The sequence below is a fragment of the Streptomyces sp. NPDC088400 genome, assembly GCF_044753355.1.
GTDB lineage: Bacteria > Actinomycetota > Actinomycetes > Streptomycetales > Streptomycetaceae > Streptomyces.
On record NZ_JBIVMZ010000012.1, the window covers coordinates 266430 to 290401 of the forward strand.

Consider the following 23972-nt stretch of genomic DNA (forward strand, 5'->3'; position numbering starts at 1 on the left):
CGCACCCTCCGAAGCCGCACACCCCCGAAGCCACAGACCCCAGAAGCGGGACCATCACCATGCTGCGTACAGCCCTGCGCAACGTCTTCGCGCACAAAGCCCGATTGGTCATGACCGCCCTCGCGGTCATGCTCGGCGTCGCCTTCGTCTCCGGCACGCTCGTCTTCGGCGACACCGTCACCCAGGCCCTTCGCGGCGCCTCCGCCAAGAACCTCCAGGACGTCGCCGTATCCGTACAGGCCGAGTCCGAGTGGGACTCCGGCAACGCGGCGGACGACCGCCGGTCCACGGCGCTCACCAGTGATCTCGCGGACCGGGTCCGTGCTGTTCCCGGCGTCACGTCCCTGCGCCCCGTCGTCAACGGCGCCGCCACCCTGGCCGCCAAGGACGGCCGGCCGCTGAACGCCGACAACAGCTGGCAGAACCTGGCGGCCAACTACGCGCCGGACACGCCCCGCGGCGACCGGGACAGCCTTTTCCCTGTCAGCGCCGGGCGCGGCCCCACCGCCGGTGGAGAGATAGCTCTGGACCGCCGTACCGCCGAGAAGGCCGGTTACGGCATCGGTGACTCCGTCCGCTTCGCCACCGAGGGCCCCGCGCTCACCAAAAGGCTGGTCGGCACCGTCGACACCGACGACCCGCGCGTGACCGCGGGCGGCACCCTCGCGCTCTTCGACACCAGGACCGCACAGCAACTCTTCCTGCGGGCAGGCCAGTTCGACGAGCTGGCCATCGGTTCCGCGCCCGGCACCGACAATCAGGAGCTCGCCGGCAAGATCCGCGAGCTGCTGCCAGCCGAGGGCGTCACAGCCACCAGCGGAGCTCAGCTCGCGGACGAGCAGGCGGAGCAGATCGCCGAGGACACCAAGGGGCTCACCCGGATACTCCTGGGATTCGCCGGGATCGCGCTGTTCGTCGGTGTCTTCATCATCGCCAACACCTTCACCATGCTGATCGCTCAGCGCAGCCGCGAGACCGCGCTGCTGCGTGCCGTAGGGGCCTCGCGCCGCCAGGTCGTCCGCGCGGTGCTCATCGAGGCCGGGCTTCTCGGACTCGGCGCCTCCGCCGCCGGGTTCGGTCTCGGGCTGGGTATCGCGACCGGCTTGAGGCCGCTCCTCAACGCGAGCGGCGCGGGTCTGCCGGACGGCCCCCTGGTCATCTCCACGGACGCGTTCGTCTGGTCCCTCGTGGTCGGCGTCGGCGTCACCGTGCTCGCCGCCTGGCTGCCGTCCCGCAAGGCCGCGAAGATCGCACCGGTGGAGGCGCTGAGCACCGTCGACCAGGCGCCGCCGAAGCGCGGCATGGTGCTCCGTAACAGCCTCGGCGTGCTGCTCACCGGCGCTGGTGTCCTCATCATGCTGTACGTCTCCACACGGAAGGACGGAGCCGACGCCAACCTCATCAGCGCCGTACTCGGCTCGGTGCTCACGATGACGGGCATGATCGTGATCGCACCGCTGCTGTCCGGACCGCTGATCCGGCTCGCGGGCGCGGTCACCACCCGGCTCTTCGGCGTCACCGGCAAGCTCGCCAAGGAGAACGCGCTGCGCAACCCGCGCCGCACCGCCGCCACCGCCTCCGCCCTGATGATCGGGCTCACCCTGATAACGGCCCTGAGCGTGACCGGCAGTTCCACGGAAGCCGCCCTCAAGGAGGCGGCAGTGCGGGGCCTGACCGCGGACTACAAGGTGTCCAACGCCGGCTTCGGCGGCATCGACCCCGCACTCGGCGCGAAGGTCGCCAAGGTCCCGGGCGTCACGGAGACGGCGCCCGTCGCGTCCTCGACCCTGGGGGCGCGGGGAACGTACGCCACGCTCACCGGCGCGGACCCGCGGCGGCTCGGCACGGTCTCCGACCTGACATTCAGCAGCGGCTCGCTCGCGGACATCGGCCCCGGCAGGATCGCGATCTCCGACGAACTGGCCAAGGAAACCGGCCTGTCGAAGGGCGACACCTTCCAGGGCGCGCTGGGCTTCGACGACGAGAAGAAGAAGCTGACCGTCGTCGGTGTCTACCAGCAGACCCGCGCCGTCGACGACGCCATGGGCACCTTGGACGATGTCCTGCCGTACGCGGACGGAGGAAAGCTCGACAGCATTCTGGTCAAGGCCGCGTCCGGGCCGAACACGAGCGGCCTCGACCAGGACATCCGCGAGGCCCTCGGCAACAGCCCGCTCCTCCAGGTGCAGAACCAGGAGCAGTTGACGAAGGCGGAGTCCGGCGAGGTCGATACGATGCTCAACATGATGTACGGCCTGCTCGCCATGGCCGTCGTCATCGGAGTGCTCGGCGTCATCAACACCCTCGCCATGTCGGTCTTCGAGCGGACCCGGGAGATCGGGCTGCTGCGCGCCATCGGCCTCGACAGCAGGGGCGTCAAGCAGATGGTCCGCCTGGAATCGGTGGTGATCTCGCTGTTCGGCGCGGCCCTGGGCATCGGTACGGGGATCTTCCTGGCCTGGGCGTGCGGCAGCCTCACCGGATCCTCGCTCTCGCAGTACGAGATCGTGCTGCCCTGGGCGCGACTCGGCCTGTTCCTGCTGCTCGGCCTGGCGATCGGGGGCCTGGCGGCGCTCTGGCCGGCCCGGCGGGCGGCCCGCCTGAACATGCTGCGGTCGATCAACGCGCATTAGATCCTGTCCGGCGGCGCACTCGCACCGCCGCATGACGAGACCGTGAGCGTTCCTGCCGTGTGGTGCCCGCCGTGCTGCCGACCGATGTCTCACATCCGGCCACGGCCGGCCACCGCGGAAAGCACCTGGCGGGGCCAGTTGCTCCCGATTGGCCTTGGCCTGCGAGTTCCCGCACCTCCTACGCTCGGCGCATGCGGATTCGAATCGTCGACGCCTTCGCCGACCGTCCCTTCACGGGCAACCCCGCCGGAGTGCTGCTCCTGGACTCCGGCACGTTCCCCCACGACACCTGGCTCCAGCAGGTGGCGGCCGAGGTGAACCTCTCCGAGACGGCCTTCGCCCACCCCCTGCCACCCGGCGGCGACGCCGACTGGGCGCTGCGCTGGTTCACCCCGGCCACCGAAGTGGACATGTGCGGCCACGCCACCCTGGCCACCGCCCATGTGCTGCACTCCACCGGACGTACGACCGGCGCGCTGCGCTTCGCCGCCCGCCCGGGGATCCTCGGCGCCGTCACACACGACGACGGCTCTCTCACTCTCGATTTCCCGACGTCCTCACTCACGCCGGTGCCGGTTCCGGACGGGATCGCGGCGGCGCTGGGCGCCGAACCGGTCTCGGTGCACGACACCTCCGAGGACATCGGTGACCTGCTGGTGGAGCTGGCCGACGAGCGGACCGTGCGTGGCCTCGCTCCCGACTTCGCCTCGCTCGCGGCGCTCTCCCGGCGCGGCGTCATCGCCACCGCCGTCGCCGACGATCCGGGTCGTGGCTACGACTTCGTCTCGCGGGGCTTCTTCCCCAGGGTCGGCATCGACGAGGACCCGGTGACGGGGAGCGCACACACGGCACTCGCCCCGTTCTGGTCCGCCAGGCTGGGCCGGGCCGAGCTGACCGGCCTCCAGGTCTCCGCCCGTACGGGGTTCGTCCGTACCGCGCTGCGCGGCGAACGGACCCTGCTCACGGGCCGGGCGGTGACGGTCATCGACGGCGAGCTGTTCAGCTCCCCCTGAAACGGCCACATGAACGGCCCCATACCGCTGCTCGCGGCTGCCCCGGGGGCCGTACGGGACCCGAGCTCACCCGTACGCCCCTCACCAACCCCGCCCACCGACACCACCGACCCCACCGGCCAAGCTGACCAAGCTGAACGGACCTACACCGTGGGCAGCCAGCCCACCTTCCCCGCCAGCAGCGCGTACCCGACAAACGCTCCGATGTCGAGCAGAGCATGGGCCGCCACCAGTGGACCGACCCGCCCCCACCGCCGGTACAGAAGTACGAAGACCACGCCCATCACCATGTTCCCGATGAAGCCGCCGATCCCCTGGTACAGGTGGTACGAGCCGCGCAGCACCGAACTCGCCACCAGCGCGGCCATCGGCGTCCACCCCAACTGTCCGAGCCGGCGCAGCAGATAACCCACGACGATGACCTCCTCCAGCACGGAGTTCTGCACCGCGGAGAGGATCAGCACCGGGAACTTCCACCACACGTCCGGCAGCGACTCCGGCACCACCGTCAGGTTGAACCCGACCGCCTGCGCCACCAGGTAGAACGCGAGCCCGGCGCTGCCGATACCGGCCGCCACCAGCGTTCCGCGGCCGAGGTCCGGCCAGGGCCGGCGCCCGTCGAAGCCGATGTCGCGTACGCCACTGCCTTCGCGCAGCAGCAGATGCGCGACCAGCGCGACCGGCACCAGCGCGGTGCTGATGCCGAACAGCTGCCAGGCCAGATCGAGCCAAGGTCGGCCCGGGGCCGCCGACGAATTGAGCGTGGCCGCCTGGCTGTTCAGCGACTCCGGTTTGGTCAGTGAACCAACAAAACTGATCAGCGCCGACACACCGCTCGCGCCGAGCGAGAGCGCCAGCACGAGCACCGTCTCGGAGCGCAAGGTCTTCCGTGAGATGGCCTCCTGGGGAAAAGAACCGGCCATCTGGCCCGCCTCCGCCTGCACACCTGCCTCCAGTTGAGTAATCCCGCCTTCATGCCCATCACAGCGCCGCTAGGGTTCGAATGCAGGTACGAAGATCACACGCGACAGGCCGGGGCCGGACGCCGTACCGCGGCGAAGCCCTGCCCGTCCGTCCTTCAGGCCCGTGTCCATTCTCCCGGCCCTTGTTCACCCTTCACGAAGGAGGGGCTCCCCCACCATGGGACGTCACAGCTTGCCCGACAGACGCGCGAGGATCGCGGGCAGGGCCCGTTCGCCGCGCCGTCAGCACGTCACCCTCGCCACCGCGCTCGTGCTGGCCGTGGCGGGAACAGGAATCGTGGCACAGAGCGGACTGCTCTCCTTAGCCGATTCGTGCGAGACCGACCCCGTACGGCTGGACCTCGTGGCGTCCCCCGACATCGCCCCGGCCCTGCGCGGCGTCGCCGACCGGGCCAGGCGGGACGGGGTCACCTCCGACGACCGCTGCCTCGACGTCCGTGTCACCGCCCGCGAGAACTACAAGGTCGCGGACGCGCTCGCCAACGCCTCCAACACCCCCGATTTCCAGGTCTGGGTGCCCGACTCCGACGTCTGGGTGGACCGCGCCGGCGACATCGGTGACAGTGTCCCGCTGACTCCGGCCGGCAATGTGGCCGCCTCTCCCGTGACACTGGCCGCGGTGCCCGCCTCCGCCCAGGCGCTGGGCTGGCCCCGGAAGACCTACACATGGGCCGAGGTGGCGACCGCGGCGACCGGCACGGACCGGCTCCTCCTCGGCTCGGCCGACCCGGGCCGCAGCGCCACCGGTCTCCTCGCGCTCAGCAGCATCGCCGAGTCCGCACGGCAGGAGGGCCCCGGCGGCGACACCCGGACCGCCGCCACCGCCAGACTCCTCACCCGGCGCGTCTCCGACTCGGACACCCAGGTGCCGCAGACCCTGGCGATGAACGACTCGGTGACGGAGAAGGACAACCCCCGCCGCAACGGTGCCGTACTGCTCTCCGAACAAGCCGCGTTCGCCCACAACTCCGAGAGCGACGGCTCCGCGGACCTCGAACTCTTCTATCCCACGGACAGCGCGCCCGTACTCGACTATCCGTACAACCTGGTCGACCAGACCCAGCTGACCCCCGAGCAGAGCCGCGCCGCCATGCGGTTCATCGCCCTGCTCGGCGAGGAGCCGTCGTACCGCACGCTGGAGAGCCACGGCTTCCGGACGAGGGACAGCCAAGTCAAGTCCGCCCTGGTCCGTACGGCCGGTGGCCGTTCACCCCAGCCGTACGAGAAGGGCGACCTGGGACCACCGTCCGCGGAGAGCCTCCAGCAGACGCTCGGCCTGTGGGCCGTGTCGGTACAGAGCGCGCGCCTGACGACGGTCGTGGACGCCTCGGGTTCGATGACGGAGTCCGTGCCGGGCCGCAAGGGCCAGACCCGGATGGATCTCACGAAAGCCGCGCTGCTCCGGGCTCTCGCCACCTTCACCTCCGAGGACGAGATCGGCCTGTGGGAGTTCAGCACACGCCTGGACGGCGCCAAGGACTACCGCGAACTGGAGCGGACGGCCCGGCTCGGCGCGCCGGTGAAGGACGGCGGCACCCACCGCGAACGGCTGTCCGAGGCCATCGACGCGCTCGAGCCCATCGTGGACGGCGACACCGGTCTGTACGACACGACGCTGGCCGCCTACAAGAAGGCCCAGGCCGACTACGTACGCGGCAAGTTCAACGCGGTCATCCTCCTCACCGACGGCTCCAACAAGGACGAGGACTCCATCTCACGCGGCACGTTGATCAAACAGCTGCGGAAGCTCGCGGATCCCAGCCGTCCGGTGCCGCTGATCGCGGTCGCGGTGGGACCCGACGCCGACCGGGACGAGGTCGGCGAGATCGCGGAGGCGACCGATGGTTCGGGCTACGAGGTGACCGACCCGGCCGACATCCAGGCCGTGATCCTCCGGGCCATCATGGCGATGGGCCGCGCCCACGAGTCCTGACGCCCGGCCACCCGTACGGGCCGGGCGCCCGGCCCGTACGGGTGGCCCACCGCGATGAGCCACCCGGCCCGGCGGGACTTTCGCCCCACGCCCTACGGGAATCCCACCGGCCAGGTGTGCACCGGCTCGCCCTGGTGCATCAACTCGCAGTAGCGGCGCGTGGTGGCCGCGAGCGCGGCTTCCCGCTCCAGCCCGGCCTCCAGCGCCCGGTGGAAGGTGTCCACCTGCCACGACGCTCCGTTCATCCGCCGCTTGCACCGCTCCTCGATCACGCCGAGATAGAAGTCGCGGTCCATGGGCTCGACCTGCCACGCGTCGAGTCCGGCCGCCGCGAGGGGCAGCAGTTCGTCACGTACGAGCTTCACCACCGGCACCGTGGTGATCCCGGCGGCCCGCCCGGGACGCGGCCACCGCAGTTCGGCTTCGATGCCGTGGCGGCAGGCGGCGTCGAAGTTCGCGGCCGCGTCGGCGAAGGGCAGCCTGCTCCACACCGGCCGGGCGTCCTCGGCGAGCGCGCGCACCAGGCCGTAGTAGAACGCGGCGTTGGCGATCACATCGGTGACCGTGGGGCCCGCCGGCAGGACGCGGTTCTCCACCCGCAGATGCGGTACGCCGTCGACGACCTCGTACACGGGCCGGTTCCAGCGGTAGACCGTGCCGTTGTGCAGCGCCAGTTCCTGGAGGTCCGGCACCCCACCGGCGTCGAGCACCCGCAGCGGATCCTCGTAGCCGGAGATCGGCAGCAGGGGTGGGAAGTACCGCAGATTCTCTTCGAACAGGTCGTACGCGGAGTCGATCCAGCGCTCACCGAACCAGGTACGCGGGCGCACGCCCTGCGCCTTCAGCTCCGGCGGCCGGGTGTCGGTGGCCTGCTCGAAGAGCGGCGGCCTCGACTCCCGCCACAGCTCGCGGCCGAACAGGAACGGCGCGTTGGCACCGAGTGCCACCTGCACCGACGCCACGGCCTGGGCGGCGTTCCACACGTCGGCGAACCGGTCGGGGGTGACCTGGAGATGCAGTTGCACGGAGGTGCAGGCGGCCTCGGGAGCGATGGAAGCCGACGTGGTGGACAGCCGCTCCACGCCCTCGATGTCGAGCGTGAAATCCTCGCCCCGCGCCGCGGCCATCTGCTCGTTGAGCAGTGTGTAGCGGTGGACGTCGGAAAGATTCGCGGAGACCACATCGTGCTGGGTGAGGGTCGGGAGAATTCCGATCATCACGACCCCCGCGTCCACCTCGCTGGCTTTACGGTGCGCATATCCGAGGCCCGTGCGCAGTTCCTCCGCGAGCTGATCGAGAACCCGGCCGCCGATCCGGTGCGGAGCGACATTTACTTCCATGTTGAACATTCCGAGTTCGGTCTGGAAATCACCGCTCGCGATGCGCTTCAGCACCTCCGCATTCATCATGCGCGGCATCCCGTCGGAGCCCGCCAGATTGAGTTCGATCTCCAGCCCCATCAGGTTCTTGGGCCGGTCGAACCTCTCGTCCGCCAGGAGCCGCTCCAGCACCGCCAGGCACTGTTGCAACTTCCTGCGGTATTTCTGCCGATCGGACAGGTCGGAACCGCCCGCCTCGACCTTCTCCCCCATCGAAGTGTCCCTCCTCGAGTGGGCGGCCCGCGGCACGGGCGCTCGCATCACGATCGATAATGCCCACACCTCGTGATCCGTAACGTCCCCGTCGGCGCCCCGCTACCACTACTGTGTTGACTTCGGTCGTTCGGCACATTCCTTTGGCATGACGGGGCACTCTGTTTCCACTGCCCGACCCTCGGTAAAAGACGCCGCCGGGTTACCGACGAGTTTCGGCCGTACCCGGAACAAGGGTAAGCCCAGGCCAGCGGCCTGGCTTCAGTGTTTATCAACGGAAAACCCGCGGGAGATGGTCCGGATAGCGACTTGTTCGCAATATCTGTGAGAGCTAGCAGAAACATGGTGTGAACACGTGTCGTATAAACTCCGCCTACGAGGCAGAGAGTCGGCGTCCGGCCTTTTGGCCCGCAAGCCCACCTCTGACCCCGCACGCTGACAGTGACGTCCGCACCCGCTCACGCTCCATTTCACGCATCACCCTGTCTCCTGAAGTGAGAGGCAACCCACCATGCCGCTGCATATTCCCCCGGCTCCCGCGCCTGCCCTGCGCAGCGTTCTCGCGGCACTCAGTTCCCCCACCGCCGTGCGCGATGCCCGCACCCCCGCTCTGCAGTCCGTCCAGGGACCGCTGAGCCCCGAACTGCCCCTGCCCGTCCATGTGCTCGACCATGTCACCCCCGTGGACCGGGCGGCGTCGGACGCGGGGCGTACGCCACGGACCAGGCTGACCGGCTGGCGCTTCGTCATCCGCAGCGGCGACCGTGCCGTGGCCGCCGCCGACACCATGCTCACGGCGGACGGCTGGGCCTTCTCGCGCTTCTTCGAGGGCCCCTACATCACCGCCACGGAGCGCGCGCTGCGTCAGGCCGAGAGCCTGGGAACCGCTTACCAGCCCCGGCTGTTGTCGGTGCCCGAGCTGTACATGCTCACGCTCTGGCTGCACGGGGACACCGAAGCCGACGCCTCCGCGGGGGCGCCCGCACCGGCCGACATCCTCGTGCCCCTCGCACCGGCCCCACCGGGCATCGCGGCCCACCGCCCGCACCGGGTGGCCGAGTTGCTTCCGATGATCGGGCTACGGCTCTCGCCCGCGCCGCTCCTGGTCACTCCCGCCTGAAACCGTACGGTCCGAACCTCCCGTGCCCCGGGGCCCCAGCGGTCGCGGGGCACGGTTGTACCCATCCGGACTAGCCCGGTTCGGCCACCCCGAACCACCCGAAAAGTTGGCGGAGTTGAGCTGAACCGTCCGGCTGGGTGACACGTCCTTAAGCAGAAGGAAGTGCTGCCGCGAAATCCCTGCGGATTGCCGTCCGTAGGGCAACACTAGGACTGGACCAGACAGATACGGGGGGGCGGCCATGAACACATCGAGCCGCAGGACACTCACCACGACACAGCGAAAGAACCCGCCCATGTGCCAGCACCAACCAGCCTGCCCGCCGGCCGACTCCGCCGACCACGACGCCGCACGACTGATGGCGCACCATCCGGAACAAGGCTGGAGCCTGCTGTGCAACGGCGTCCTGCTCTTCGAGGACACCGGAGAACTGCTGCCGGACGGGAAGGTCATCAACCCGAACCGGCCGCAGCGCGGCGACCAGGTGGTGACAGCGGCCTAGATGAGTAAGTCCGGCCGATCTTTGCCAGGCCCGGAACGCTCGGCACGGCACCTCGCCGCGTTGCCGAAACGCCCACAGGAAACCACCCCGCGGGCGCCCTGGCGCCTTGCGATGCTCCCCCTCGGCCCTGGGGGCCGGGGAGGTACCCCCTGCACCGGACGCCCCGGGCTGATCCGACAAGATCGACCGGACAGGTCCTAACCGCCGCCGGTATGACGGGGGCCGGCCCGGAGAGTCCCCTCCGCACCGGCCCCGACGCATGAACGGCCCGGCGCGAACCGGCTGTTCCTCCGCCCGCGTCAGTTGTCGTACGCGTCCAGCGGCGGGCAGGAGCAGACCAGGTTACGGTCACCGAACGCGCCGTCGATCCGGCGGACCGGCGGCCAGTACTTGTCCGCGGCGCTGACCCCGGCCGGGAAGACCGCCTCCACGCGGCTGTACGGGTGCTCCCACTCCCCGCCCAACGTGGCCGCCGTGTGCGGAGCGTTGCGCAACGGGTTGTCGTCCCTGGGCCATTCGCCCGACGCGACCTTCTCGATCTCCCGACGGATCGCGATCATCGTCTCGCAGAAGCGATCGATCTCGGTCAGATCCTCGCTCTCCGTGGGTTCGATCATCAGCGTGCCCGCCACGGGGAACGACATCGTCGGCGCGTGGAAGCCGTAGTCGATCAGCCGCTTCGCGATGTCGTCGACGCTGACGCCGGTGGCCTTGGACAGCGGCCGCAGATCCACGATGCACTCGTGCGCGACCAGTCCGTTCGGACCGGTGTAGAGCACGGGGTAGTGCGGTTCGAGGCGCTTGGCGATGTAGTTGGCGGCGAGGACGGCGACCTGGGTGGCACGCTTGAGGCCCTCCCCGCCCATCAGCCGTACGTACGCCCAGGAGATGGGCAGAATACCGGCCGAGCCCCACGGAGCCGCCGAGATCGGCCCGACGCCCGTCTCGGGCCCCGCCGCGGGCTGGAGCGGGTGGTTGGGCAGGTACGGGGCGAGGTGCGCCCGTACCCCCACCGGACCCACACCGGGGCCGCCGCCGCCGTGCGGGATGCAGAACGTCTTGTGCAGATTCAGATGGGAGACGTCCGAGCCGAACCGGCCCGGCTTCGCCAGTCCCACCAGCGCGTTGAGGTTCGCACCGTCGACATACACCTGGCCGCCCGCGTCGTGCACGGCGGCACAGACGTCGCCGATGTGCTCCTCGAACACACCGTGCGTGGACGGGTAGGTGACCATCAGCACGGCCAGTTCGTCGCCGTACTGCTCGATCTTGGCGTGCAGGTCCTCGACGTCGACGTCGCCGTCCTCACGCGTCCTGACGACGACGACCTTCATCCCCGCCATCACCGCGCTCGCGGCGTTCGTGCCGTGCGCGGAGGACGGGATGAGACAGACCGTGCGCCCCGTGTCGCCGTTGGCCCGGTGGTACGCGCGTACGGCCAGCAGCCCGGCCAGCTCGCCCTGCGAACCGGCGTTGGGCTGGAGGGACACCGCGTCGTAGCCGGTGACCTCGGCCAGCCGCTCCTCCAGCTCCCGGATCAGCGTCAGATAGCCCTGCGCCTGCCCGGCCGGGACGAAGGGGTGCAGCGCCGCGAACGCGGGCCAGGTGACCGGCTCCATCTCGGTGGTCGCGTTCAGCTTCATGGTGCAGGAACCGAGCGGGATCATGCCGCGGTCCAGCGCGTAGTCGCGGTCGGCGAGCCGGCGCAGGTAACGCAGCATCGCGGTCTCGGAGCGGTACTGGTGGAAGACCGGGTGCGTCAGATAGTCGTCGGTCCGCAACAGGGCGTCCGGCAGGGCGTCGTCCGTGGCCGCGTCCAGCTCCTCGATGTCGCCGTCAACACCGAACGCGGTCCACACGGCGGCCAGTTGGGCCCGCCCGGTGGTCTCGTCACAGGCGAGGGAGACCTGGTCGGCGTCCACGAGATAGAGGTTGACCCCGCCCTCGCGGGCGGCGGATACCACCTCGGCGGCCCGGCCCGGAACCCGGACGGTCAGCGTGTCGAAGTACCCGCCGTGCACGACCTCGACGCCGCCCGCACGCAGGCCCGCGGCGAGCAGAGCCGCGTACCGGTGCGTGCGCCGCGCGATGGCCCGCAGCCCTTCCGGGCCGTGGTGGACCGCGTACATCCCGGCCATGACGGCGAGCAGCACCTGCGCGGTACAGATATTGCTGGTGGCCTTCTCACGGCGGATGTGCTGCTCACGAGTCTGGAGCGCCAGCCGGTACGCCTTGTTGCCGTCGGCGTCCACCGAGACCCCGACGAGCCGGCCCGGCAGGTTGCGCGCGAACTTCTCCCGTACGGCCATGAATCCGGCGTGCGGTCCGCCGAAGCCCATCGGCACCCCGAAGCGCTGGGTGGTGCCCACCGCGATGTCCGCGCCCAGCTCGCCGGGGGAGGTCAGGAGCGTCAGCGCGAGCAGGTCGGCGGCGACCGTGACGATCGCGCCGAGGCCGTGCGCCTGCTCCACCACGGGCCGGATGTCCCGGACGGCCCCGGAGGCGCCCGGGTACTGGACCAGCACCCCGAAGACGCCTCGCTCGGCGACCTCGGCCGGGATGCCCTCGCTCAGGTCGGCGACCACGACCTCGACGCCGGTCGGCTCGGCACGGGTCTCGATCACGGCGACGGTCTGCGGCAGGGCGTCGGCGTCGACCAGGAAGACACCGTCCTTGACCTTGCCGACACGGCGGGAGAGCGCCATCGCCTCCGCCGCCGCCGTGCCCTCGTCCAGCAGGGAGGCACCCGACGTGGGCAGGCCGGTCAGCTCGGCCACCACGGTCTGGAAGTTGAGCAGCGCCTCGAGACGGCCCTGCGAGATCTCCGGCTGGTACGGCGTGTACGCGGTGTACCAGGCCGGGTTCTCCATGACGTTGCGCAGGATCACGGGCGGCGTGAAGGTGCCGTAGTAGCCGAGGCCGATCATGGGCGCCAGCACCTGGTTGCGGTCCGCGAGGGACCGCAGCTCGGCCAGGACCTCGGCCTCGGTGCGGGCATCGGGCAGCGCCAGCGCCTCCGCGCTCTTGATCGCGTCGGGCACCGCGGCGGCGGTCAGCTCGTCGAGCGAGCCGTAGCCGACCTGCGCCAGCATCTTCGCCTGCGCCTCGGCGTCGGGCCCGATATGGCGCTGCTCGAAGGGGGTGCCTCGCTCCAGCTGGGAGAGCGGAATGCGGTTGGCGGTCATTGAGAGGCCTCCTGGTCTGTCACGACCTGCGAGGGGCACCATGGCGCGAGTGCCCGGATGGCCTCCCCCTCTGTCATCTCGACCTGAGAGCTTCACCGGTCCGCCGTGAAGCGGTCCGGCTTTCACCGTCGGTGAGAGCGGGAGCCGTACGACGCCCGCCCTGCTTTCCAGAGTGACCTCGTCCGTGCGGTACGGGGGCCTGAGAGATTCCGGGGAGGAGTTGCTCCTTCGGCGCCTCCGGCAATCTCACCGGAGGACTCTCCCGCACGGGGTCAGCAGCCGCTTGCCAGCCTACCAGCGCACCCTTGCCCACAACTTTCGAGTGGCCGACACCCTCATTCTGCACTTTTGTAGTGTTTAGCAGCGGTTGCGACCAATTGGAGGGACCGTGGAGACCGATATCGATCCGCGCAGTCTGATAGGGCGCAAGGCCTTCGACAAGGACGGACACAAGCTCGGCACGGTGGACGAGGTGTATCTCGACGATGCCACCGGAGTACCGGAGTGGGCGGCCGTCCGCACCGGGTTCTTCAGCCGCGACGCCTTCGTCCCCCTCGCGCCCAGTTCCTTGCTGAACGGGAGCCTACGGATCCCGTTCGAGCGTGCGCTGATCAAGGACGCCCCCGATTTCGGCGTCGGCCGCCACCTCTCTCCCGAGCAGGAAGTCCAGCTCTACCACCACTACGGTCTGGCTCTTCCTGATCCCGAGCCGCCGGAGCCGCCCGCCTCTCTCTCCGATCAGGACTCCCAGCGCGATTTCGGACGCCTGGCCGGCCAGGACGACTGACCCGCCGCCCGGTCCGCCGCTTCATCGGCCACCGTCGGCACCAGGGGCAGCGGCTCGGAGAGCTCCAGATCGGGATCGTCGACCCAGAACGTCCGCACCCGTCCCGGCGCGGACCCCGGCTCCTCGAACCGCACGGTGACTCTCCGAAGCCCGCTGCCCTGCACCCAGCCCGCCCCGAACTCGGCGTGGCGTACGTCGTGTCCGGCGGGGAAACGCCGCTCCTCGGGCGCCACGGACACCTCGGCGGGCGGTGCTCCCCCGCTATCCGGCGCCGGGGGCAGCGGCTGCCCCACTTCGTCCTCCGCGGCAGTGGGCCCGCCCGTGGCCACCACGCCGCCTGTGACGCCCTGCTCCACATCCGCCGCCTCGGCGCTCGCCTCCTCGGTCCCCGGCTCCTGGAGAGAGGCGGCGAGTTCGTCGGCCGCCGCCTGGGCGAAGAGATCCTCCTGCGTGAAGTCCGCGAGGCCTGTCACGCCCACTCCCAGCAGCCGCACCCCGCCCGTGGTGTCCACCGACTCCAGCAGTCGCGCCGCCGCCTCCCGCACCACTCCCGGGTCGTCCGTGGGCCCGCGCAGTGTGTCCGAGCGGGTCAGCGTGGAGAAGTCGTAGCGCCGCACCTTGAGCACCACGGTCCGCCCCGAACGCCCCGCAGCCCGCAGCCGCTCCACACACCGGTCCGCGAGCCGCTCCACCTCGGTCCGCACCCGGGCCCGGTCATGCAGATCGACATCGAAGGTGTCCTCCACCGACACGGACTTGGCATCGCGCTCGGACACCACGGGCCGGTCGTCGTCCCCCCTGGCCATCCGGTACAGCGAGGCTCCGTGCGCCTTCCCCAGCAGCCGTACGAGCTCGTCCTCGCCCGCCTCGGCCAGATGAGCGACCGTGGTCATCCCGGCCCGGCGCAGGTGCTCCCCCGTCGCCGGCCCCACCCCGGGCAGGATCCGTACGGGCATGGGCCCGAGCAGCTCCCGTTCCGTACCGGGCTCTATGAGAACCAGGCCGTCGGGCTTGGCCTGATCCGAGCCGATCTTCGCCAACATCTTGGACCCCGCGAGCCCCACCGACCCCGAGAGCCCGGTGACCGCCCTGATGTCCTTGCGCAGCCGCTCACCGGCCGCCAGCGCGGAAGCCGTGTCATCCGCCGAACCGCCCGCCTCCAGGTCCACGAAAGCCTCGTCCAGGCTCAGCGGCTCCACCAACGGCGAGAGCCTCCCCAGAAGCTCCATCACCTGCTCGCTGATCGTGCGGTAGACCGCGAAGCGCGGCACGAGATAGGCGGCGTTCGGCGCCAGCCGCCGGGCCTGGGCCATCGGCATCGCCGAATGCACCCCGAACCGTCTCGCCTCGTACGAGGCCGTCGACACCACCCCGCGCGGGCCCAGCCCGCCGACCACCACCGGCTTTCCGCGCAGACTCGGTTTCGCCGCCTGCTCGGCGGCGGCGAAGAAGGCATCCATGTCCAGATGCAGAATGGTCGGCGCGGGTCTCACACTGCCGATGCTGCCTCACGCCACTGACAATCGGCCGGTGAAATCGGCGCGGGACCGGATACGGCCCCGCGCGAACCGCCCGATCCCGCCACCCGAGCGCCCGGATCCGGTCACTCAGACCGCCCGGTCGCGGCGCCTCCTGGCCAGCTCGTCGGCGGGATTGTTGCCGACCAGCGTCTCGCCGGTGTCGATCCGCTCCCCGTGGAGCTGCGACAAGGCCGCCTCGACATCCCGCCACACCACGCCGACGGCGATCCCGAAGACCCCCTGACCGCCCTGGAGCAGGCTCACGACCTCGTCGGGCGAGGAGCATTCGTGGACCGTCGCACCGTCGCTCATGAGCGTCATCCGCTCAAGGTCCTGGAATCCACGGGCCCGCAGATGCTGGACCGCTGCCCTGATGTTCTGCAGAGCGACCCCGGTGTCCAGGAACCTCTTCACGATCTTGAGGACGACCACGTCCCGGAAGCTGTAGAGCCGCTGGGTGCCCGATCCGTATGCCGGACGGACACTCGGCTCGACCAGCCCCGTACGCGCCCAGTAGTCCAACTGGCGGTAGGTGATGCCCGCCGCCGCGCACGCGGTCGGGCCCCGGTATCCGACCGTCTCCGCACCGAGGTCGGCCGTACTGCTGTGAAGCGGATACGGCCCGCTCGCCGCCGTACCGTCGCCGCTGCTTCTCACGCCGACCCTCCGTCCTTGACCTGCCCTGTCGAAGGTAGGCAGTCACCAGGGGTGCGTCAACGATCGCCACACTCGCCACGCCGAGTGATAATCACCCTGAGTGTGGTTTCCCGTGCCCCATTCCGGGGAAAGGCTGATCGAATGCGCTGCTGGAGCCCCGCGCAGCGCTCATCGGCCGCTCACTGACTGTTGGTTCCGAAGTCCTCCGGCGAGATCTGGTCGAGGAACTCGCGGAACTTCTCCACCTCGTCCTCCTGCTCGTCCGGGATGGCGATGCCGGCATCGTCCAGAACCCCGTCACTGCCATAGATCGGCGTGCCCGTGCGCAGCGCGAGCGCTATGGCATCGGACGGCCTGGCGCTCACCTCGACCCCGCTCGCGAAGACCAGCTCCGCGTAGAAGACCCCTTCACGCAGGTCCGTGATCCGGACTTCGGTGAGCTCCTGGCCCACCGCTTCCAGCACGTCCTTGAAGAGATCATGGGTCAGCGGCCGGGCCGGAGCCATACCCTGCTGGGCAAAGGCAATGGCCGTCGCTTCCCCCGGTCCGATCCAAATAGGGAGGTACCGGTCGCCTCCCACTTCACGCAGGAGCACGATCGGTTGGTTGGAGGGCATTTCCACCCGGACACCCACAACGTCGAGCTCGTTCACACAGCAACCCTAGGACGTGCCCGGCCGGTTTGGGTAGTCGGGCTCCACCATGATCACTGCTGATGGACCCCGAGAGCCGATCTGACCAGTGCCGCGTGCAGCCGCACGGAGAGGGCCGCCAGCTCCTTCAGGGTCTCCTCCGCATGGGCCCTGGTCTGCGGATTACGGTGCCGGCGCAGCGGCGCGACCAGCTGTTCGACCAGTCCGGCCTCACGTTCGGCAGCCGCTTTCATGGCTCTGAGATGCCGGGGTTCCAGACCGAATTTCCCCAGATCCGAGAGAAGTTTCGCCACCGTGACGGACTCGGCGTCGTATCCGCCGTCCGGCATCGGTGTGATGAGGCCGTACGACTCCCACTCGGCGAGACCGTCCCCGTCGACCTCGGCGGCGGCCAGCAGCTCCGCACGGCCGATCCGCGCGGCGGTGGGAAGTCCGGGCTCCGCCTCCCAGCTGCCTTCCGGCAGCAGCTCCCGCTGCGGACCCGGCAGCGGCGCACGCTCGCCACGGGCGACCGCGTCGAGATGCTCCTTGATGACCTTCAGAGGCAGGTAGTGGTCCCGCTGCATCCGCAGCACCTGTGCCAGGCGCTCGACGTCCTCGGGACTGAATTTGCGGTAACCGGAGGGGGTTCTGCGCGGCTCGACCAGGCCCTCGGCCTCCAGGAAACGAATCTTGGAGATGGAAACCTCGGGAAACTCGTCCCGCAGCCGGTTGAGCACCGCGCCGATACTCACCAGCGGCTCGCCCGTGGGGGCGGTGCCGTGACCGGCACCGCCCTTCGGTGTTCGCAGCATGGACCTTCCCTGAGGGTCACACGCCCCGCTGGCTCGCGTAGAAGACCAGCCGGTACTTCCCGATCTGGACCTCGTCGCCGTTCGCCAGCAGGACCGAATCGATCCGCTCACGATTGACGTACGTACCGTTCAGGCTGCCCACGTCCGAGACCGTGAAGTGGCCGTCCGCGCCCCTGCGGAACTCCACGTGGCGGCGCGACACGGTCACGTCGTCCAGGAAGATGTCGCTCTCCGGATGACGGCCGGCCGTGGTCAGCTCGCCGTCCAGCAGGAAGCGGCTGCCCGAATTCGGACCGCGGCGCACGACCAGAAGCGCCGATCCGAGCGGCAGCGCGTCGACGGCGGCCTGCGCCTCCGGCGTGAGCGACGGAAGGGACGTCTGGCCGGTTACCTCGGAGTCGTACGCCTCGATGCCCGAGATGGAGATCGTCGAGGTCGTCTCCGAAGCACGCTCCGGGGGCACCCCGCCGCGCAGCGGCGCACCACAGTTGGAGCAGAACCGGCTGGCCTCCGCATTGCGGTGCCCACACCTCGTACAAACCGGCAAGGCCGACATAGACGAGTCCTCCTGCCGCGGCTGCCCCCCAGGGGCAGATGAATCCCCGAAACCTATGCGGCCGGGACCGGCAGGGTCAACAGACGACGCGCCGGGGGCCTCACCACCCACCTGGTCACGGAAGAGCGGACGCTCGCCACCCGGCTCTTCGCTCCCGCCATGACGCGACGCGCGATGGCGGGCGGAGCCGCCACTGTCCTCACGCGCACTCTTGCCGAACAACTTCCCAAACAACTTCACGGGCGATTCCCCTTGACCGATACAGACCCGCCCGTGGGGCAGGACGAACCCTGAATGAACACACCTGCCGACCCGGACATCTTGACAACGTCCGTATCCACCGGACAGTTTCCACCACACACCACACTCTTTGTGCGGCGACCCCCCGCAACCTCATGCCCGCGTCCGGCGGCTGCCATGCGCCCCCGCCTCACTGCGATGACGACCGAGCGTAGCCAGGCCGCTTCACCGGTCGCAAGGCATTCACGATGATCTTCTCAGCCCGCGCCACCGTGGCCGTGGCCTGCTCCTTCTCCAACGTCTGGACCACCCCGCCCGGAATGTTCAGGGCGGGCTCCAGATCCTGCGGCTTACCGATGACCTTGAACTGGTACGGCGCCTTGACCGCCTTGCCGTCGACCCGGAGGTCACCGCCCGTACCCGAGAAGTACGTATTCGCGACGACCCGGACGTCATTGACCTGGATGGCCTCGGCGCCCGCCGCCCGCAGCTCCTGCACCGTATCGAGCAGCATGTCCGGCTCGACCGTGCCGTTCGGGTCGTTGACGGTCAGCGTGATACCGGGCCCCTGCGCCGCGACCGTGCCGGCCAGGATCCCCAACTGCTGCTCCTTCTCCTTCGTCTGCTTACGCGCCTCCTCCGCCTGGTCCGAGCTGGTCTCCAGCTCGGTGCGCTGAGCGTCGAGACGCTGCTTCTCGTCCTCAAGACGCTGAGTACGGTCGTCCAGTTCATCGAGGATCCGCACAAGATCCTCCTGACGGGCGCCTCGCAGGGCGCTGTCGTCGTTATTGGACCGTACCTGGATGGCGAGCCCGAGACCGAGCACGAACAGCAGCAGGGCGACGACGAGTTGAGCCCGCGTGACACGCGGCGGCCACAGGCCCGCCGCCAACCGCTGGCGTCCGGTGAGCTGTTGGGGCTCCGGCTCCGGCGAGGTGGGCGGCGTGTTCTCCGGTCCGTCCGCGTTGCCGTCCTCGTTCCTGGGCGTCTCTCCGTTGCTCATCGGCCTCACGCCCGGAATACGTGCCGACGGATCGCGGCAGCGTTGGAGAAGATACGGATACCGAACACGACGACCACACCGGTGGACAACTGCGCTCCCACGCCCAGCTTGTCGCCCAGGAAGACGATAAGCGCGGCCACCACGACGTTCGACAGGAAGGAGACGACGAACACCTTGTCGACGAAGATTCCGTCGAGCATGGCCCGCAGGCCACCGAAGACCGCGTCGAGAGCCGCGACGACGGCGATCGGCAGATAAGGCTCGACCACCGCCGGTACTTCGGGCCGGACCAACAGTCCGACCACGACTCCCACGACGAGGCCCAGTACGGCGATCACGATGTGCCCTTCCCACTGTCGGCCGTGCTCTGCCCGTTGCCCTTGCCGGCGTCGGTGGCCTTCGGCTCTGCTGTACGTACGATCAGGCTCGGCGCGGCCGGCAGACGCACCTCTTCCTGCTCGGAAATGCTGGTACGGACGCCGAAGCTCTCCTGCAAGGAGTGCAGATACTGGCCGTCGGCGCTGTCCTGGAATGCGGTGCTCAGCTTTTTCCCGTCCCCCACCGCGAGCACCGTGTACGGCGGCACCAGTGGCCTGTTGTCGACCAGTATGGCGTCGCCCGCGGCCCGGATCGCCGACAGTGAGGTCAGTCGCTGTCCATTGATCGCGATCGCTTCCGCGCCCGACTCCCAGAGGCCGTTGACGACGCGCTGCATGTCCCGGTCGCGCACCCGGCCCGTATCGGAGAAGCTACTGCTCTCGCGCGGTCCGCCGCCATCCGATTCGGAGTTCTTGGCGTCGTCGACGACCAGCTTCACGCCCGGGCCGTGCACGGGCGTCGCTCCGGAGAGCAGAGCGACCAACTCGCCCTGGTCGCCGCCGTGCTGCCGCAGGGCCGCGCGCTGACGCTCACCGACCTCGGTACGGAGCTTCTCGACCGTTCGTTCCAACGAATCGGCCGTGGTGCTCTCCGAGTTGATCCGGTCGATGAGCTCCTCGCGCTCCTTCGCCACGACCGGGGCGGAGATCCTCGCCTGGGCCGCACCGACCGTGACCACCAGGGCGGCCAGTACCAGTCCCGCCGCGAGTCCGAGCTTCGCCCGGAGCGTACGCGGGAGCCCGCCTTCCTCGGCGTCCCTGCGGGCCGCGGCCTCCGCGTACCCCTCGTCGAGACTGTGGTCCATCACATTGTTCAGCAGCGACATCGACGCATCGGGACGCGGCGGCGGAGAGGCGGTACTCCGGTTGGGGGGCTGCTGCGACATGCCGCACATCGTCGCACGTCGGGGACCTTACCGCCGAATGGCCCCACCGGTGTGCCGTACTGCGGCACGAGACGCCGTACGGCACACCGGTCGGGGCTACTTTCGCAACACGCCCTAATGACCGGCGCTGTCCACGACGGCCGACCACTCGTCGAGGAGCTCCTGGGCGGACGCGTCGTCAGGTCCTTCCGCCCACAGATGGGTGACGGCCTCCGCGGGGTCCGGAAGCACCATCACCCACCGGCCGTCGGCCTCCACCACCCGTACGCCGTCGGTCGTGTCCACCTGCCGGTCCCCGGCCGCTTCCACGACGCTGCGCATCACCAGGCCCTTGACGGCCCAGGGGGTCGCCAGATCCCGCCGCAGCACATGGGCGCTCGGGATCCGGGCGTCGATCTGGCTCAAAGTGAGCTGCGTACGGGCCACCAGACCGATCAGCCGCACAAAGGCGGCCGTACCGTCGAGGACGCTGCTGAACTCCGGCACGATGAAGGCTCCGCGCCCGTCACCGCCGAAGATCGTGGAATCCTCCCGGCCCACCCGGGTCAGATCGTCCGGCGACGTGGTCGTCCACTCCACCTGTGTCCCGTGGTACGCCGCGACTTGCTCGGCGATCCTCGTCGTGGTCACGGGCAGCGCCACCCGCCCGCTGCGCCGCTCGGCCGCGACCAGATCGAGCATCACGAGCAGGGCCCGGTCGTCCTCGATGATGCGGCCCCGCTCGTCGACGAGCGACAGCCGTTCGCCGACGGGGTCGAACCGGACGCCGAACGCGGCACGCGCGGAGGCGACGATCTCGCCGAGCCTGACCAGTCCGGACCGGCGTGATTCGGCCGTCTCGGTCGGCCGGGACTCGTCCAGGCCCGGGTTGATGGTCAACGAATCGACACCGAGCCGGCCCAGCAGACTCGGCAGCACGAGGCCCGCGCTGCCGTTGGACGCGTCGACCACGACCTTGAGCCCGGCATCCGCGATTCCTGTCGTGTTGACATTGCGGAGCAGCGAGCCGGTGTACGAGTCGAAGACGCTGGCGGGGAAGTGCAGATCCCCGATCTCTCCGGGGAAGGCACGGCGGTACTCCTGCCGCGCGTACACCCGGTCCAGCTTGCGCTGACCGGCTTGCGAAAGGTCGGCGCCCCGTTCGTCGAAGAACATGATGTCGACGGAGTCGGGCACACCCGGGCTGGTACGGATCATGATGCCGCCGGCGCTGCCGCGAGCCGTCTGCTGCCGGGCTACGGGCAGCGGCACATTCTCCAGGTCCCGTACGTCGATGGCGCTGGACTGGAGCGAGGAGATCACGGCCCGCTTGAGCGCGCGGGCGCCACGCGAATGGTCACGCGCCGTGGTGACGGTGGACCCCTTCTTCAGTGTCGTGGCGTACGCGCCTGCCAGCCGCACCGCCACTTCCGGCGTGATCTCGACGTTCAGGATGCCGGAGACACCACGGGCTCCGAAGAGGTGTGCCTGGCCTCTGGATTCCCAGATCACCGAGGTGTTGACGAAGGCGCCGGCCTCGATGGTCTTGAACGGGTAGACCCGCACATTGCCCTGGATGATCGATTCCTCGCCGACGAGACACTCGTCGCCGATGACCGCGCCGTCCTCGATCCGGCACGCGCGCATGATGTCGGTGTTCTTGCCGACCACGCAGCCGCGGAGGTTGCTGTGCTGGCCGATGTAGACGTTGTCGTGGACGACGGCTCGGTGGAGGAACGCACCGGTCTTGACGACCACATTGGATCCGACGACGGTGTGTTCGCGAATCTCGGCGTCGGCTTCGACCTTGGCGTAGTCGCCGATGTACAGCGGGCCCCGAAGAACGGCGTCGGGATGGACTTCGGCGCCCTCGGCCACCCAGACACCGGGTGAGATCTCGAAGCCGTCGATATCGACATCGACTTTGCCTTCGAGCACATCCGCCTGGGCCTTGACGTAGCTCTCGTGCGTGCCTACGTCCTCCCAGTAGCCCTCGGCGATATAGCCGTAGACCGGCTTGCCCTCCTTCATGAGCTGAGGGAAGACGTCACCGGACCAGTCCACCGAGACATCCGCCTCGACGTAGTCGAAGACTTCGGGCTCCATCACATAGATGCCCGTGTTCACGGTGTCCGAGAAGACCTGGCCCCACGTGGGCTTCTCCAGGAAGCGCTCGACCTTCCCTTCCTCGTCCACGATGGTGATACCGAATTCCAGCGGATTCGGCACACGAGTCAGGCACACCGTGACGAGTGCGCCCTTCTCCTTGTGGAAAGCGATGAGATCGGTCAGGTCGAAGTCGGTGAGAGCGTCACCGGAAATGACGAGGAAGGTGTCGTCCTTGAGAGCTTCCTCAGCGTTCTTCACACTCCCTGCGGTGCCGAGCGGCTTCTCCTCGTTGGCGTAGGTGAGCTCCATGTCGAGCTCTTCGCCGTCGCCGAAATAATTCTTGACGAGAGAGGCGAGGAATTGCACGGTTACGACGGTCTCGCTGAGCCCATGGCGCTTGAGCAGCCGTAGCACGTGCTCCATGATCGGCCGATTTACGACCGGCAGGAGCGGCTTGGGCATGCTAGAGGTCATGGGACGAAGTCGAGTACCTTCGCCACCGGCCATCACGACGGCCTTCATGTCGGAAGCGTCCTCCTTGAAGAGACGGTCTCGCCGACTTCACCCGTCCGGACAGCGGCCCCTTGGCGTCAGGTGTGGACCAGCGACTCTGCATGGCACCACTGCGACGAGCTCAATCGGCCACGGTGTCCGCTTTGACGAGCCGGCGGACCTGGACCACATACAGGATTCCTGCCCACCAATACAGAGTTGTACCCCATCCTGCGAACGCCCATCCGAAAACTTCGGCGAGTGACGCAAGCCATCCACTTCCGTCACTGAGGAGCAGAAGCGGGAAGGCGTACATCAAGTTGAAGGTAGCCGCCTTCCCGAGGAAGTTCACCTGGGGAGGCGGATAGCCGTACCGCCGGAGGATTGCCACCATCACCAGAAGCACCAGATCCCGGGCCAACAGGGCCGCGGTGAGCCAGAGCGGCAGGATCTCCCGCCAGGTGAGCCCGACGAGGGTGGACAGGATGTAGAGCCGGTCCGCGGCCGGGTCCAGGAACCGCCCCAGGCTGCTGATCTGGTTCCACTTGCGCGCGAGCTTGCCGTCGAGATAGTCGCTGACACCGCTCAGCATCAGCACCAGCAGGGCCCAGCCGTCGCTGTTGGGCCCCCCGAACTCGGGGCGAAGGATCAGCCACAGGAAGAGGGGGACGCCGACGAGGCGGGCCATGCTGAGAATGTTGGGGATGGTGAGCACCCGGTCCGTCTGAACGCGAGTCTCCTGGACCTCCACCCGGGGGCCTCCTGTGTGGAAAATGCCAACGATGCCTCCTGACCTTACCCTCAGCATCGTCACCCGGACGCAAGGGGGTAACCGGACATCTCCTGAAAATCGGTCGTGAATGCAGGAATGCCCCGCACCATGACTGGTGCGGGGCATTCCCACAATAATTGTTCGGCGGCGTCCTACTCTCCCACAGGGTCCCCCCTGCAGTACCA

Annotated in this window: 19 protein-coding genes and 1 riboswitch; of the genes, 6 read left to right on the top strand and 13 right to left on the bottom strand. The window is 69.0% G+C overall.

Going from position 1 to position 23972, the window contains the following annotated elements:
- Window positions 1–59: 59 nt before the first annotated feature.
- Both ACIQD6_RS28100 and ACIQD6_RS28105 read left to right on the top strand, forming a co-directional pair.
- Entirely contained in the window at window positions 60–2633 is a 2574-nt protein-coding gene (locus ACIQD6_RS28100; RefSeq protein WP_401887464.1) for an ABC transporter permease, read from the top strand.
- Window positions 2634–2824: 191 nt separating this feature from the next.
- A complete protein-coding gene (locus ACIQD6_RS28105; protein WP_401887467.1) occupies window positions 2825–3646 on the top strand; it encodes a PhzF family phenazine biosynthesis protein in 822 nt (273 codons plus the stop codon).
- A gap of 143 nt (window positions 3647–3789) precedes the next feature.
- On the opposite strand, the gene ACIQD6_RS28110 is transcribed toward ACIQD6_RS28105, so the two are convergent.
- Window positions 3790–4569, bottom strand: coding sequence for a CPBP family intramembrane glutamic endopeptidase (locus ACIQD6_RS28110; RefSeq protein ID WP_401887470.1), 780 nt, complete (start codon window positions 4567–4569; stop codon window positions 3790–3792).
- Window positions 4570–4786: 217 nt separating this feature from the next.
- Here ACIQD6_RS28110 and ACIQD6_RS28115 point away from each other — a divergent pair, with 217 nt between their 5' ends.
- Window positions 4787–6562 (top strand): substrate-binding domain-containing protein, encoded by a 1776-nt coding sequence (locus tag ACIQD6_RS28115; protein ID WP_401887473.1) that lies wholly within the window; start codon window positions 4787–4789, stop codon window positions 6560–6562.
- Between the two features lie 92 nt (window positions 6563–6654).
- On the opposite strand, the gene ACIQD6_RS28120 is transcribed toward ACIQD6_RS28115, so the two are convergent.
- Window positions 6655–8154, bottom strand: a complete 1500-nt coding sequence (locus ACIQD6_RS28120; RefSeq protein ID WP_401887476.1) for a glutamate--cysteine ligase — start codon at window positions 8152–8154, stop codon at window positions 6655–6657.
- A 511-nt stretch (window positions 8155–8665) separates the two neighbouring features.
- Here ACIQD6_RS28120 and ACIQD6_RS28125 point away from each other — a divergent pair.
- On the top strand, window positions 8666–9274 hold the full coding sequence (locus ACIQD6_RS28125; RefSeq protein ID WP_401887479.1) for a hypothetical protein: 609 nt from the start codon (window positions 8666–8668) through the stop codon (window positions 9272–9274).
- 295 nt (window positions 9275–9569) lie between these two features.
- Window positions 9570–9776 carry a DUF5999 family protein gene (locus ACIQD6_RS28130; protein ID WP_401887482.1) on the top strand — a complete coding sequence of 69 codons (207 nt, stop codon included), beginning with the start codon at window positions 9570–9572 and terminating at the stop codon, window positions 9774–9776.
- Window positions 9777–10075: 299 nt separating this feature from the next.
- Here ACIQD6_RS28130 and gcvP read toward each other — a convergent pair whose 3' ends face one another.
- Window positions 10076–12961: an aminomethyl-transferring glycine dehydrogenase gene (gene gcvP / locus ACIQD6_RS28135; protein WP_401887484.1), complete on the bottom strand. Its 2886-nt coding sequence runs from the start codon at window positions 12959–12961 to the stop codon at window positions 10076–10078.
- A 177-nt stretch (window positions 12962–13138) separates the two neighbouring features.
- A riboswitch (glycine riboswitch) is annotated at window positions 13139–13236 on the bottom strand.
- Window positions 13237–13349: 113 nt separating this feature from the next.
- Between gcvP and ACIQD6_RS28140 the strand changes: the two genes are divergently transcribed.
- On the top strand, window positions 13350–13748 hold the full coding sequence (locus tag ACIQD6_RS28140) for a PRC-barrel domain-containing protein (RefSeq protein ID WP_401887486.1): 399 nt from the start codon (window positions 13350–13352) through the stop codon (window positions 13746–13748).
- Here the strand turns inward: ACIQD6_RS28140 and ACIQD6_RS28145 are convergent.
- The 10 genes from ACIQD6_RS28145 to ACIQD6_RS28190 form a co-directional block, all read right to left on the bottom strand.
- Window positions 13700–15241: a DNA polymerase IV gene (locus ACIQD6_RS28145; protein ID WP_401887488.1), complete on the bottom strand. Its 1542-nt coding sequence runs from the start codon at window positions 15239–15241 to the stop codon at window positions 13700–13702. The two genes, ACIQD6_RS28140 and ACIQD6_RS28145, sit on opposite strands and share 49 nt — an antisense overlap.
- Window positions 15242–15355: 114 nt before the next feature.
- A complete protein-coding gene (locus ACIQD6_RS28150; RefSeq protein ID WP_401887491.1) occupies window positions 15356–15925 on the bottom strand; it encodes a MerR family transcriptional regulator in 570 nt (189 codons plus the stop codon).
- 179 nt (window positions 15926–16104) lie between these two features.
- The gene (locus ACIQD6_RS28155) at window positions 16105–16578 is read right to left on the bottom strand and encodes a bifunctional nuclease family protein (protein ID WP_006123076.1); all 474 of its coding nucleotides are present in this window, start codon (window positions 16576–16578) and stop codon (window positions 16105–16107) included.
- A 53-nt stretch (window positions 16579–16631) separates the two neighbouring features.
- Window positions 16632–17372 carry a MerR family transcriptional regulator gene (locus ACIQD6_RS28160; protein ID WP_401887493.1) on the bottom strand — a complete coding sequence of 247 codons (741 nt, stop codon included), beginning with the start codon at window positions 17370–17372 and terminating at the stop codon, window positions 16632–16634.
- Window positions 17373–17388: 16 nt separating this feature from the next.
- Entirely contained in the window at window positions 17389–18210 is an 822-nt protein-coding gene (locus ACIQD6_RS28165) for an FHA domain-containing protein (protein ID WP_401887533.1), read from the bottom strand.
- Between the two features lie 148 nt (window positions 18211–18358).
- Window positions 18359–19171: a DUF881 domain-containing protein gene (locus ACIQD6_RS28170; protein ID WP_401887495.1), complete on the bottom strand. Its 813-nt coding sequence runs from the start codon at window positions 19169–19171 to the stop codon at window positions 18359–18361.
- A gap of 5 nt (window positions 19172–19176) precedes the next feature.
- The gene (locus tag ACIQD6_RS28175) at window positions 19177–19509 is read right to left on the bottom strand and encodes a small basic family protein (RefSeq protein ID WP_023543062.1); all 333 of its coding nucleotides are present in this window, start codon (window positions 19507–19509) and stop codon (window positions 19177–19179) included.
- Window positions 19506–20435 (bottom strand): DUF881 domain-containing protein, encoded by a 930-nt coding sequence (locus ACIQD6_RS28180; RefSeq protein WP_401887497.1) that lies wholly within the window; start codon window positions 20433–20435, stop codon window positions 19506–19508. The genes ACIQD6_RS28175 and ACIQD6_RS28180 overlap by 4 nt, the downstream gene beginning before the upstream one ends.
- Before the next feature lie 114 nt (window positions 20436–20549).
- On the bottom strand, window positions 20550–23045 hold the full coding sequence (locus ACIQD6_RS28185) for a sugar phosphate nucleotidyltransferase (RefSeq protein WP_401887499.1): 2496 nt from the start codon (window positions 23043–23045) through the stop codon (window positions 20550–20552).
- A 112-nt stretch (window positions 23046–23157) separates the two neighbouring features.
- Window positions 23158–23766 carry a CDP-alcohol phosphatidyltransferase family protein gene (locus tag ACIQD6_RS28190; protein WP_401887501.1) on the bottom strand — a complete coding sequence of 203 codons (609 nt, stop codon included), beginning with the start codon at window positions 23764–23766 and terminating at the stop codon, window positions 23158–23160.
- Window positions 23767–23972: the final 206 nt, after the last annotated feature.